13 protein-coding genes are annotated in these 11,975 nt (G+C 74.1%); 5 read left to right on the top strand and 8 right to left on the bottom strand.

The window, feature by feature from the left end:
• Positions 1 to 49: 49 nt before the first annotated feature.
• Positions 50 to 466, top strand: a complete 417-nt coding sequence (locus tag ACFY8W_RS32630; RefSeq protein WP_391113158.1) for a DUF6299 family protein — start codon at positions 50 to 52, stop codon at positions 464 to 466.
• Here ACFY8W_RS32630 and ACFY8W_RS32625 read toward each other — a convergent pair.
• The gene (locus tag ACFY8W_RS32625) at positions 453 to 956 is read right to left on the bottom strand and encodes a DUF402 domain-containing protein (RefSeq protein ID WP_391113155.1); all 504 of its coding nucleotides are present in this window, start codon (positions 954 to 956) and stop codon (positions 453 to 455) included. The genes ACFY8W_RS32630 and ACFY8W_RS32625 overlap by 14 nt on opposite strands.
• Positions 937 to 1,866: a GNAT family N-acetyltransferase gene (locus ACFY8W_RS32620; protein WP_391113152.1), complete on the bottom strand. Its 930-nt coding sequence runs from the start codon at positions 1,864 to 1,866 to the stop codon at positions 937 to 939. Before ACFY8W_RS32620 ends, ACFY8W_RS32625 begins: the two co-directional genes overlap by 20 nt.
• Positions 1,867 to 1,940: 74 nt before the next feature.
• Between ACFY8W_RS32620 and ACFY8W_RS32615 the strand changes: the two genes are divergently transcribed.
• A complete protein-coding gene (locus tag ACFY8W_RS32615) occupies positions 1,941 to 2,315 on the top strand; it encodes a GntR family transcriptional regulator (RefSeq protein ID WP_391113149.1) in 375 nt (124 codons plus the stop codon).
• A gap of 161 nt (positions 2,316 to 2,476) precedes the next feature.
• On the opposite strand, the gene ACFY8W_RS32610 is transcribed toward ACFY8W_RS32615, so the two are convergent.
• Positions 2,477 to 3,586, bottom strand: coding sequence for a DUF5925 domain-containing protein (locus tag ACFY8W_RS32610; protein WP_391113146.1), 1,110 nt, complete (start codon positions 3,584 to 3,586; stop codon positions 2,477 to 2,479).
• 212 nt (positions 3,587 to 3,798) lie between these two features.
• On the opposite strand from ACFY8W_RS32610, the gene ACFY8W_RS32605 reads away from it, so the two are divergent.
• Entirely contained in the window at positions 3,799 to 4,605 is an 807-nt protein-coding gene (locus ACFY8W_RS32605) for a GDSL-type esterase/lipase family protein (RefSeq protein WP_391113143.1), read from the top strand.
• On the opposite strand, the gene ACFY8W_RS32600 is transcribed toward ACFY8W_RS32605, so the two are convergent.
• A complete protein-coding gene (locus ACFY8W_RS32600; RefSeq protein WP_391113140.1) occupies positions 4,589 to 6,247 on the bottom strand; it encodes a protein kinase in 1,659 nt (552 codons plus the stop codon). The two genes, ACFY8W_RS32605 and ACFY8W_RS32600, sit on opposite strands and share 17 nt — an antisense overlap.
• Positions 6,248 to 6,522: 275 nt before the next feature.
• Here ACFY8W_RS32600 and ACFY8W_RS32595 point away from each other — a divergent pair, with 275 nt between their 5' ends.
• On the top strand, positions 6,523 to 6,795 hold the full coding sequence (locus ACFY8W_RS32595; RefSeq protein WP_384416307.1) for a hypothetical protein: 273 nt from the start codon (positions 6,523 to 6,525) through the stop codon (positions 6,793 to 6,795).
• 206 nt (positions 6,796 to 7,001) lie between these two features.
• On the opposite strand, the gene ACFY8W_RS32590 is transcribed toward ACFY8W_RS32595, so the two are convergent.
• The gene (locus ACFY8W_RS32590; RefSeq protein WP_391113136.1) at positions 7,002 to 7,778 is read right to left on the bottom strand and encodes an ABC transporter permease; all 777 of its coding nucleotides are present in this window, start codon (positions 7,776 to 7,778) and stop codon (positions 7,002 to 7,004) included.
• The gene (locus tag ACFY8W_RS32585; RefSeq protein WP_391113134.1) at positions 7,775 to 8,716 is read right to left on the bottom strand and encodes an ATP-binding cassette domain-containing protein; all 942 of its coding nucleotides are present in this window, start codon (positions 8,714 to 8,716) and stop codon (positions 7,775 to 7,777) included. Before ACFY8W_RS32585 ends, ACFY8W_RS32590 begins: the two co-directional genes overlap by 4 nt.
• A 75-nt stretch (positions 8,717 to 8,791) precedes the next feature.
• On the opposite strand from ACFY8W_RS32585, the gene ACFY8W_RS32580 reads away from it, so the two are divergent.
• On the top strand, positions 8,792 to 9,502 hold the full coding sequence (locus ACFY8W_RS32580; protein ID WP_391113131.1) for a TetR/AcrR family transcriptional regulator C-terminal domain-containing protein: 711 nt from the start codon (positions 8,792 to 8,794) through the stop codon (positions 9,500 to 9,502).
• A 267-nt stretch (positions 9,503 to 9,769) separates the two neighbouring features.
• Here the strand turns inward: ACFY8W_RS32580 and ACFY8W_RS32575 are convergent, their stop codons facing one another.
• Positions 9,770 to 10,990, bottom strand: a complete 1,221-nt coding sequence (locus ACFY8W_RS32575) for a type ISP restriction/modification enzyme (RefSeq protein WP_391113129.1) — start codon at positions 10,988 to 10,990, stop codon at positions 9,770 to 9,772.
• A 234-nt stretch (positions 10,991 to 11,224) separates the two neighbouring features.
• On the bottom strand, positions 11,225 to 11,974 hold the full coding sequence (locus tag ACFY8W_RS32570) for a UTRA domain-containing protein (RefSeq protein WP_391113126.1): 750 nt from the start codon (positions 11,972 to 11,974) through the stop codon (positions 11,225 to 11,227).
• Position 11,975: the final 1 nt, after the last annotated feature.

The raw sequence follows: 11,975 nt of genomic DNA, 5'->3' as shown, positions 1-11,975 counted from the left end.
GATCCGGTATGCCTGGCGGGCAGCACCCCCACCCCGAAGGGATCCCCCCATGCGCGCTCGCCTCGCCCTCGCAGGCGCCCTGCTGGCCACCGCCGCCGCCACCGCCCCGACCGCCCACGCCGGAGCGGGCGACGGCCTGTCCGTCGCCCCGCACGGGACCGTCGCCGAGGACGGCACGGTCACCCTCTCCGGCTCGTACCGCTGCGTGGACGACGGCGCCGGGCCCGTCTTCGTCAGCTCCACGCTGATCCAGGACGACCGTTCCGCCGGCATCGGCGGCACCCGGGCCGTCTGCGACGGCCGGGTCCACGAGTGGACCAACAGCGCCGTCGTGAAGGAGCCGGGCTACCGCCCGGGCGAGGCCCGGGTGGAGGCCACGCTGATGCAGCTCACCGCCCAGGGCCCGATGGGCCTGCCGCTGCCCGGCTTCCTCGCCACCGAGGAGTCGGCCGTCACCCTCGGCTGAGCAGCCCGACCAGTCCGTCCCGGCCCAGGGCGGCCAGCTCGTCGAGGGCCAGCACCGCGCGCTCGGCCGCCTCCGGGTCGGAGGCGGCCAGACCGCTCGCCGCGAACTCGTCCTCGTCGAGCCGCAGCACCTCACTGCCGTCCGCCGACACCCACAGGTCCAAATCCAGGTCCTCGACCACCACCTCCTCGGCGCCGATGCCGGCGGGCCGCGTCACGTCGCAGTACCAGCCCTTGAGCGTCCCGTCGCCGGAGCGGACCTCCTTCACCGCGTACCAGCGGTCGCGCCAGTAGTGCTCCGTGAACACGTCGCCCGGCTCGAAACGCACGAAGCCGAAGTCCCGTACGCCCTCCGCGGCCCAGGGCGCGCGGACGGTCAGCCGGACGCCGTCGTCGGACACCCGCTCCGCGGGGTAGCGGATCTTCGTCCGGCCGGCCTTCACCAGGACGATCTCGACCGTGCCCGCCGCCTCAGCCGAGCTTGCGGACATGACGGGTCTCCTTCGCGCGGATCTCGTAGCCGAACCACTCGTTGACGGCCAGCATCGGGCCGTTCTTCGCGTCGTTGCCGGTGAACGCCTCCGTGCAGCCGGCCGCGCGGGCCCGGTGCAGCGAGTCGTTCTTGACCAGCTTGGCGAGCCCCCGGCCCCGGTGGTCGGGGTGGGTGCCGGTCATTGCGGAGCCGTAGCGGCCCAGGCCGTCGGTGCGGGCCGCGCTGAACGCCACCGGCCGCCCGTCGACCAGGGCCACCGTGGTGAGCTCCCGGTCGAGCAGCGGATGGTTCCAGGTGGACGCCAGCCAGTACTCGTAGTCGTCCAGCTCCGCGGCCACGTCGCCCGGCTCGTCCGCCGTGGTCACCCCGTCCAGCTCGAACAGCGGCCGCGGGTCGGCGGCGAAGCCGGCCGCCGTGCGCAGCTCGACGCCGGCGGGCGGCGCCTGCAGCGGCGGCAGTTCGGCCGTGGTCAGATCGAGCCGCAGGAAGTACGCGGAACGGCTCGGCCGGTAGCCGTGCTTCTCCGCGAAGGCGACGCAGGGAGGCTCGTCGAGGACCCAGCTGTACAGCGTCGTCGCGCCCACCTCCGCCAGGTGCTCCTCGGCCGCGCGCAGCAGCAGGGTGCCGGCCCCGCGCCCGGTGTGGTCGGGGTGGACGAAGACGTTGACGTCGCCGATCCCCGGCTCGGGGGACTCGTGGGCGAGCGACACCTCCGCCGTGCCGACGGCCTCGCCGTCGACCTCGGCGATCAGCGGCCGGGTGCGGGCGCCGGGATGGGCATGGGCCAGGTCGTAGGCCACCTGCGGGCCGGTTGCGAGCATGTAGGGCAGGGCGGCGCGCCTGACCCGGGCGTAGGCCTCGGCGTCCTCGGGGACTCCGGGCCGAACGTCGCGGACGATCACAGTCATGGGACCGCACGCTAGGCGGCGTCCGCGTTCGGCCGCCTCCCATTTTCCGGCGGGCCGGGTGCACAATCGGGCGGGTGACGCTTCGAATCAGCGTGGATGCCCGTTCCACCACCGCTCCGTACGAACAACTGCGCGCCCAGATCTCGGAGAGCGCCCGCTCGGGCGAGCTGCCCGTCGGCTACAAGCTTCCGACGGTGCGCGGCCTCGCGGAGGACCTCGGGCTCGCGGCGAACACGGTCGCCAAGGCGTACAAGGCCCTGGAGGCGGACGGTGTGATCGAGACCCGGGGCCGCAACGGCACCTTCGTCGCCGCCGCCTCCGACGCCGCCTCCCGCCTCGCCGCCACGGCCGCCGCGGCCTACGCGACGGAGGCCCACCGGCTGGGCCTGACCCGCGACGAGGCCGGCGCGGCGGTGAAGGACGCGCTGCGCGCGGCGTACGACGACTGAGTGCGGACGCCGGGCGGTGACGCCGGGCGCTGACCCTCGGTGCCGAGTCGGCCGGTCGGTTGTGACGGCGGGCGTGTGGACACCGGGCCGTGGCGACGGGCGCAGGGCCGGCGGGCGGTGACCGCCGGGGCCGACGCCCGGTGCCGAGGCGCCGGGCGGCGCTACAGGTACATGCCCTGGCTCGTCGCGCGCTGCTCCGGCATGCCCGCCGCGGGCGTCCCGCGGCGCAGGGCGAACAGCTCCGCGAGGGTGGCTCCGTCCCGTCCGATGCCGTCCTCGCGGCCGAGCCAGGTCACCGCCTCGGCGCGGCTGAGCGGTCCCACCTCGACCCGGGCCAGGCAGCGGCCGGGCCGCACCACGGCGGGGTGGAGCCGCTCCAGGTCCTCGTTGGTGGTGACGGCGACCAGCACGTTGCGGCCTTGGCCGAGGAGCCCGTCGGTGAGGTTGAGCAGCCGGGACAGCGCCTGGCCCGCCGCGTGTTTGGCCTCGCCGCGGATCAGCTCGTCGCAGTCCTCCAGGAGGAGCAGCCGCCAGCGGCCCTCCTCGGTCCCGTCGTCCTCGCCGATCGCGATGTCCATCAGGTAGCCGACGTCGCCGAAGAGCTGCTCGGGGTCGAGGACGCAGTCGACCTGGCACCAGTCGCGCCAGGAGCGGGCGAGGGTGCGCAGCGCGGAGGTCTTGCCGGTGCCGGGCGGGCCGTGGAGCAGCAGCAGCCTGCCGGTGATGTCGTCCGGGGTGAGGGCCATCAGCCGGTCCATCTGCTCGGCGACCGGTGCCGTGTAGTTGGGGCGGACCTCCTCCCAGGTGGCCGCGCCGATCTGACGGGTGGTCCGGTCCGGGCCGCGCCGGGGCGAGAGGTGCCAGAAGCCCATGGTGACGTTGTCCGGGCTCGGTTCCGGCTCGTCCACGGCCCCGTCGGTGGCCTCCTTGAGGACCCTCTTGGCGAGTTCGGGGTCGGTCGCGGTGACGGTGACGTGGGCGCCCCAGTTGAAGCGCGAGGCGAGCAGCGTCCAGCCCTCGCCCTCGGCGAGGACGGCCCCGCGGTCGCCGTCCTTCGCGGCGCGCAGCAGCCGGGCGTCCGAGGGCAGGAGGGTCGCGGACGGCTTGACCCGTTCCAGTCGGGCGCCGTGTGCGTGGGGCTGCTCGCCGTTGACGAAGCGGCCGAGGAACAGGGCGTCGACGACGTCGGACGGCGAGTCGGCGTCATCGAGGTTGAGTCGGATGGGCAGGGAATGGAGTGGATCGGCCGGTGTGTCCGGGGTGCCTGACATGGCCTCATGATCTGCCACGGGGGCGGTGCGCGCACCGGGTTTTGCGGCGGACGGCCCGTCGGGTGACGGGTGGGGCCGAAGTGGCTTGTTCTCGACGGTTCGTGAGGGAGTGACAGGAGCGTTTCACTCCCACTTTTGACATGAACACTTCCGGCGGGTCGGATCCACTGCTACTACCTGGTAACGCAGAGATCCTGCTACAGGGAGGTTCCATGAAACTGTCCCGTTTTACGGCGTTCTCGTCCTCACTGCTCCTCGGTGCCGTCCTCGCCCTGACCGGGGCCGGCGTCGCCCACGCCGCGGAAAGCGCCGCGGTGGACTACGTGGCCCTCGGCGACTCGTACTCCTCCGGTGTGGGAGCCGGGAGTTACGACAGCGCCAGCGGCGACTGCAAGCGCTCCACCAAGGCCTACCCGGTCCTCTGGAAGAACGCCAACGCCCCCTCGTCCTTCGCCTTCACCGCGTGCTCGGGCGCCCGAACGGGTGATGTCACGGCCAATCAGCTCGGACCGCTCAACAGCGGCACCGACCTGGTCTCCATCACCATCGGCGGCAACGACGCCGGTTTCGCCGACGTCATGACCACCTGCGTCCTGCAGTCCGAGTCGACCTGCATCAACCGCGTGAATCAGGCCAAGGCCTACGTCGACTCGACCCTGCCCGGCAAGCTCGACTCGGTCTACTCGGCCATCAGATCCAGGGCCGCCAACGCCCGTGTGGTCGTCCTCGGTTACCCGCGCTTCTACCAGCTCAACGGCAGCTGTATCGCCGGCCTGAGCGAGAACGAGCGCCGCGCCATCAACGACGCCTCCGACTACCTCAACGCGGCCACCGCCAAGCGCGCCGCCAACCACGGCTACACCTTCGCCAGTGTGGTCCCCGCCTTCACCGGCCACGAGATCTGCTCGAGCTCGTCCTGGCTGCACAGCGTCAACTGGCTCAACATCGGCGAGTCGTACCACCCGACCGCGTCCGGCCAGTCCGGCGGCTACCTGCCGACCTTCAGGGCCGTGGCGTAGCGGATCCGCCCGGCGCACCGCCGGAGGCTCCGGCCGAGGCACCACCAGGGGAGGCGGTCCCCTCCGAAGGCGTCGCCGTCGACGGCGGGGCCGACGGCGGGACCGTCTCCTCACAGGTCACCGTGAACGCCACCCAGTTGGACTGCCGGGCGACCGGCTCGCGGACCTCGACCCGGATCCGGTCGCTCACCTGCGAGCCCGCCCCGTACTCCGCCTGCGTGCGGGTCAGCACCTGCTCGGTGGGTCCGCCCTCGGGGAACTCCAGCGTCCGCCACTGCGCGTCCTGGCCCTCGCCGCTCTGCGTCGCCCAGCGGTACGACACGGTCGCCGGCGTCCGGTCCACCGTGACCGCCGCCGTGAACGACGGCGCCGCGTCCTCCGGCGGCGGGCACGCCCCGCTGTAGGAGTCGCGCACCGCCCGTACGTTCAGCAGGACGGACACCGGCGGAGTCGTCGTCGCGCTCGGCGAGGCACTCGTGGTCTCCGCGGACGTCGTCGGCGCCGCCGTCGGCGCCGTCGTGGGCGCGCTCGTCGTGACCGGCGGCACCGTCGGTGTCTCGTTCGAGTCGGTGTCCCGCAGCGCCGCGTACGTCAGCCCGCCCGCCACCAGGAGCAGCGCCGCGATCCCGGCCGTCAGCCCCCAACGCCTGCGCGGCCGGGACCCGTCGCCCGGTCCCGGCGCCGGCAGGGGAGTGGTCGCCCCGGCCCCCGCCGGACCACCGGGTCCGCCCGGCGCGCCCGCGCCGGCCAGGCCGACCGGCCCACCCGCGCCGTCCGTGCCGCGCGGCGGGACGGGCGCGTACGGCCCCGCCCGCAGCGGCTCCGTGCGCGGCGTGCCGCCCGCGCCGATCAGCCGCAGCTGGTCCTCCGCGGTCGCCGCCGACGAGCGCTGCTCCGGGTCCTTGCGCAGCAGCCCCTCGATCACCGGCGCCAGCGGGCCCGCGTGCGCGGGCGGCGCGGGTTCCTCGTCCACCACCGTGCGCAGGGTGTCGAGCGGTGTCTCCCGGCGGAACGGCGAGACGCCCTCCACCGCCGCGTACAAGAGGATGCCCAGTGACCACAGGTCCGCCGCGGGACCCGGCGTGTGGCCCAGGGCCCGCTCGGGAGCGAGGTACTCGGGCGAGCCGATCAGCTCGCCGGTCATGGTGAGCGGCGAGACGCCCTCGACGGCCGCGATCCCGAAGTCGGTGAGCACCACCCGCCCGTCGTTGGCGAGCTGGACGTTGGCCGGCTTGACGTCCCGGTGCAGCACTCCCGCCTCGTGCGCGGCACGCAGCGCCGCACACACCTCGGCGCCGATGTGCGCCGCCCGTCGCGGCGGCATCGGACCCTCGGCCTCCAGGGTCTCGGCCAGCGTGAGGCCCGGGACCAGCTCCATCACGATCCACGGGCGGTCGTCGTCCAGGGCCACGTCGTAGACGGTGACGACGTTGCGGTGGGTGATCCGGGCGGCGGACCTGGCCTCCCGCTCCAGCCGGGCGTAAAGGCGCTCGCGGTCCTCCGCCGGGAGTCCGGCCCCGGCCCGGACCTCCTTGACCGCCACCTCGCGTCCCAGGACCTCGTCCCGGGCGCGCCAGACGGTGCCCATCCCGCCCTCGCCGAGCACGTCGAGCAGCCGGTAACGCCCCGCGATGACCGTCATCACTCCACGGTAGCGGAGGCCCGTGCGTTTTGGTGGCGGAGATCACACCCGCTCGCGGCCCCGCAGGGTGGGGCCGCGCGTGCAGGATGGTTCGTGACGGTTCGACAGGTGTTCGATCGCTGTCCAACTCACCCTGGAATCAGACGGATTCGGACAGTGATCGTCAACCCCCGTACACGAGCGGTGAATCCTGCGGCCGGAATACACGGGTGTCGTAGCGGGGCGATAGGGTTAACCTGCCCGGGCCGGGTGCCCTCGTACGGGTGGGGAGTGACATGGAACAGATAGCAATGCGCAGCAGGCCGCGTGTGCCTGCCATCACCTGCGGGAGCAGCGCGACGAGTTCGCGACTCGACCGCCATCTCGCGGTGCTCGGCGGTCCCGCCGTGCCGCAGCGCGAGGCGGCCGAGGCGACGCTGCTCATGCGGGAACTGACGACGCGTACGCGTGAGGTGCCCGTGCAGGGCCACCGCAGCCGCAGCGCGCGGGTCTCGCTCTTCGCCCCGCTGCGCCGACTGCGCCGCTCGCTCTTCGGCAACCACAGCTGACAGGCCGTCCGGGACGGGCTCCCGCGCACCCCGAGGCGCCGCTCCCGCCCGCACCCGCTCGGCCCACGGCTCGTCCCTGACCGATCGCCGGACGTGTCCCCGCCCGTCCGGCGCCTTCCCTTACCCGCGTCCCCGTACGGCCCGCACCCCGCGGGACACGTGCCCGGCAAGGCCCGTACGCGCGAGGTCCCCGCGGATGCGGGATCTCAGGCGCGGGCGTAGCGCCCGACGGCCGCCGGAGCGCACAGCGCGATCAGCGCCAGCGACCAGAGCAGTCCCCCGGCCACCGGGTGCGTCACGGGCCAGGCCGCGTCGGCCGGCACCGGCGCGTTCCCGAACAGCTCGCGGACGGCGGTCGTCACCGCCGAGATCGGGTTCCACTCCGCGACCGTCCGCAGCCAGCCCGGCATCCCGTCGGTCGGGAGGTAGGCGTTGGAGAGCAGCGGCAGCATGAAGGTCGCGCTGCCCAGCTGTCCGGCCGCCTCCTCGCTCTTCGACGCGAGACCGAGCAGGATGCCCACCCATGTGGCCGCGAAGCGGAAGAGCAGCAGCAGTCCGAAGGCGCCGAGGGCCTCCAGGGCCGTGCCCTCGATCCGCCAGCCCATCGCCAGGCCGACCAGCATCAGCGGGACCATGCCGACCGCGCTGGTGACCAGGTCGGCGAGCGCCTGGCCCAGTGGCACCGCAGCCCGGCTCACCGGCATCGTGCGCAGCCGGTCCATCACTCCGCGGTGGGTGTCCTGTGCGGCCTGGAACATCCCGGTCATGACGCCGTTCGCGGCCGTCGCCACCAGCATTCCCGGCACCAGGAAGGCCCGGTAGTCCGCGCCCGGCATGGCGAGCGCGCCGCCGAGGACGTACCCGAAGAAGAGCAGGAAGACCACCGGCATGGTCTGCGTCATGACCGTGATCGCCGGGGCGTGCCGGATCCGCAGCAGATGGCGGCCGAGGATCGCGGTGCCGTCGTGGACGAGAGCGCTCATGCGGCGAGCTCCTTGCGGTCGGTGAGGCGCAGGAACACCTCGTCGAGGGTGGGCGGGCGCAGCGACGCGTCCAGGATGGGGACGCCGGCCGCGTCGATCTCCCGGACGAGCCGGGGCAGGGTCAGCGTCGGGTCGGTGGTGACCGCGCCGACCGTGCGGCGCTCGGGGTCCAGCGAGGGCAGCGAGCCGGTGAGCCGGTCGAGCACGGCCGCGGCCGCCTCGAGCGGCGCCGGTTCGGCCACCACGACCTCGGCGTAGCTGCCCATCCGCGCCTTGAGCTCGGCCGGCGTGCCCCGGTGGGCGGCGCGGCCCCCGTCGACGAGGACGATCTCGTCGGCGAGCCGGTCGGCCTCCTCCAGGTACTGGGTGGTGAGCAGCACGGTCGTGCCCTGGGACGCCAACCCCCGTACGGCGTCCCAGATCCCGTTCCGGCTGTGCGGGTCGAGTCCGGTGGTCGGCTCGTCGAGGAACAGCACGCTCGGCGGGACGATCAGGCTCGCGGCCAGGTCGAGGCGCCGGCGCATGCCGCCCGAGTAGGTGCGGGCGGGCCGGCCGGAGGCCTCGGCGAGGCCGAAGCGCTCGAGGAGTTCGTCGGCGCGGGAGCGCGGGGCGCGCAGCAGCCGGGCGAAGAGCCGCAGGTTCTCCGCGCCGGTGAGGTCGCCGTCGACGGAGGCGTACTGCCCCGTGACCGCGATCCGCTCGCGCACCCCCGCCGGGTCGCGGACCACGTCGCGCCCGGCGACCCGCGCGCTGCCGGAGTCGGGCGACACCAGTGTGGTGAGCACCCGGACCGCCGTCGTCTTCCCGGCACCGTTGGGGCCGAGCACCCCGCAGACCGTGCCTTCGGGCACGGCGAGGTCGAGCCCGCGCAGCGCGCGGACCTCGCCGTAGCGCTTGCACAGGCCCTCACTAAGTACAGCGTACGTAGTTGTCGTCATGCGGTGACCCTAGCGCATTACGTACGGTGTACGTAACCGACTGCGTCATTACGATGTGCGGCGAGGTGATGAGCGATGGCAGGCCGAGCGGCCGAACCCGAAGTGATCTGGGCGCGCCCCGAGCGCACGGGCCGCGGCCCGAAACCGGCCTACCGCCGGGAGGACATCACGGACGCGGCCGTCCGCATCGCCGACGCCGACGGCATCGACGCGGTCTCCATGCGACGGATCGCCGCCGAACTCGGCTGCGGCACGATGTCCCTGTACAACTACGTGCCGCGCAAGGAGGACCTGTACGAGCTGATGGTCGACCGGGCCAGCGGCGAGTACGAACTCGGCGGGTCGAGCGGCGACTGGCGCGCCGACATGACGGCCGTCGCCCGCCAGGCCCGCGGGATCCTGCACCGCCACCCCTGGGTGATCCGGCTGATGACCACCGGATACGCCTTCGGGCCCAACGCCCTGCGCTTCCTCGAGCACTGCCTGGAGTGCCTGGACGGGCTCGACCTGCCCGGCGGCACCAAGATGGAACTGATCGCCACGATCAACGGCACCGTGATGACGATCGTGGCCAACGAACTCGCCCTCGCCGAACGCGCCCGCTCCCTGCCGTGGTCGGAGGAGCAGGAACAGGCCGTACGCCAGGCCTACCTGGCGAGCCGGCTCGCCACCGGCGCCTACCCCCACCTGACGGCCGTCTTCACCGCCGCCGCCCCGCCGCCCGACGCGGAGGAGGTCTTCACCCGCACCGTCGACCGGGTCCTCGACTCCTTCGTGAAGGCCTGAGCGGGCCGGGGGCCGGGGCCGGGAGCGGCGAGGAGCGCCCGGTCGAGCCCGTCGAGCCCGGGAGCGCCCGGTCGAGCTCTGTCGTGGCTGGTTGAGCCCAGTCGGGCTCTGTCGTGGCCGTTCGGGTCCGTTCGGGCTCTGTCGTGGCCGGTCGAACCAGGGTGAGCTTTGCCGTGGCCGGTCTGGTCCGTTCGAGCTCTTGCGTGGCCGGTCGAGCCGGTCGAGCCCGGGAAGCGACCGGGTCCTGCCCTGGAGCGCAGCGCCCAGTCACAGCAGGGCGAACTGGCCCTCCGGCCCTTCCTCCTGGTGGCCGAGCACGGACGCCGGGCGGCGCGCTCCGTCCGGCACGGGCAGCACCCCGGCCGCCCGCAGCCCGGCCCCGGTCACCCCTTCCGCCACCGCGCGCCCGGCCAGCGCCGACCGCTCCGGCTCGCGGCCGGCGAGCAGCGCCAGGACCGTGATCAGCTCCAGCAGCTCCGAGGTCCACTCCTGCGGCCACGCCGCAGGACCGATCGCCTCCAGGCTCCCCGGCTCGGCCGGCGCGGTCCGGTGCGCGAACCACTGCTCCAGCATCCGCACCCCGACGACTTCGAACTCCCACGCCCCGGCCGGCACGGGGGAGACGCGGCCCTCGTCCAGGGACAGCACCTCCTCCACCGGGTCGTACGCGAGCACGGACGGCCGGGCCGGCACCGCCGCCCGTACGTACGGCCTGCGGCCACCCGGAAGCCGCGGCCGCGCCCCGCCGCGGGCCCCGCGCAACTGCACCTCGATCAGCTCACGGCCGAGCGCCACGCCCGCCGCCCACACCTCCGGGTCCACGGGCAGCGGCACCCGGCAGCCGGCGGCGGAGGGCAGCGCCGCCGCCACGGCCCACGCGAGCACGTCCGCCGCGGCCACCTCACAGCCGTACCGCCCACCGAGGAACTCCCGCAGACCCGGCGCCAGATTCGGCTCCAGGCCGCCCGGGCGGCGGAACAGCGGGCGGATCCGGCCCGGACGGCCCGCGGGGGAGCGGCCGTCCGGCAGCGCGGCCGTCACCAGCAGCGCGGGTCCGCCCGCGCCCGGCACATGACCCTGCTCGACCGCGAACAACTGGTGCCCGTCGGCCACCCGCCACAGCTCGGGCCGCGCGGAGTCGATCAGCCGGTGGTCCGGCAGCAGCCACTGCTCGTCGAACGGGCCGTGTGCGAGCCGCACCGGCTCGGGACAGGGGCCCGGCTCCCGCGACAGCCGCACCGTCGCCGTCCGCTGCCCGGGCAGAGCGGCCACCGAGCTCGCCGGCGTCCGCGCCCGGCTCGGCCGGAACAGCGCCTCGCGCTCCGCGCCTTCCGCCGCCGCCAGCCGCTCCCACCGCGCCCGCAGCGTGCGCGGATCCGGCGCGACGATCCAGGACCGCCCGAGCCGCAACGGCGCCACGGACCACGGCATGAGGTCGTCAAGGAGGGGCAGGTCCACGATCGCCGCGTCTTCCGTCACGCCCCGCATGCTAACGAGGGCGCTCCGTGCGCCTCCACGGGTCCACCGGCGTCACCGTGCCTCCACCGTGACCCTGGTCCGCGTCACCGTGCCTTCACCATGGCCGCGACGGGCCCGCCGCGCCTCCACCGTGCCCGTGGTCCGCGTCCCCGCGCCCGCAACGTGACCGCGACAGACTCGCCGCAGCCGGCACCACGCCAGAGGTCCGCGTCACCGCGCCTCCGCCGTGACCACGAGCCGGCGTCACTGTGCCTCCACCGTCACCGTGAAGGAGAACCGGTCGCCCCGGTAACGGATCCGGGCCACGTCCACGACCCGGCCGTCCTCGTCGTACGTCACGCCCGTGTAGTGCAGGATCGGCGAGAGCAGCGGGACCTGGAGCAGCTGCGCGGTCTCCGGGTCCGCTAGGCGGGCCTCGACGGTGTCGGTGATCCGGCTGATCCGGACCCCGACGACGTCGCGGAGCACCTTCGTCATCGGCCAGCGCTCCAGATCGGCCGGGTCGATGCCGGCGGCGATCTCCGGCAGCACCGCGTTCTCCGCCCAGTTCGTGGGCTCGCCGCTCTCGCCGTCCGCGCGGAGCCGCCGGAAGACCGCGACCTCCGAGCTGCCGGGGAAGTGCTCGGCCAGCTCGCCGGGCACCGGCTCGGTGCCGTGGCCGAGCACGGTCGTCCGCTCGCCGGACTGCTGGGCCACGATCGCGTCGATCGAGCCGAGCAGCCGGCGCGGGGTGGAGCGCCGGGCGCCCGGTTCGATGAAGGTGCCGCGCCGCCGGTGCCTGCTGATCAGGCCCTCCTCCTCCAGCTCCTTGAGGGCCTGGCGCATGGTCAGCACGCTCACGCCGTAGTGCGCCGCGAGCTGCTCCTCGGTGGGCAGCCGCAGCGAGGCGTCAGGGGTGCGGCCCAGTATGGAGGCGCGCAGCGACTGCGAGACCTGGTACCAGAGCGGCAGCTTCCGGTTCAGGACCAGCGAGTCGGGAGCGAAGGCGGTCACG

It is taken from the genome of Streptomyces sp. NPDC012637 (genome assembly GCF_042954805.1).
Classification (GTDB): Bacteria; Actinomycetota; Actinomycetes; order Streptomycetales; family Streptomycetaceae; genus Streptomyces.
The sequence above is the reverse complement of the archived record's forward strand: the minus strand, read 5'-3'. Positions and strand labels throughout refer to the sequence as shown.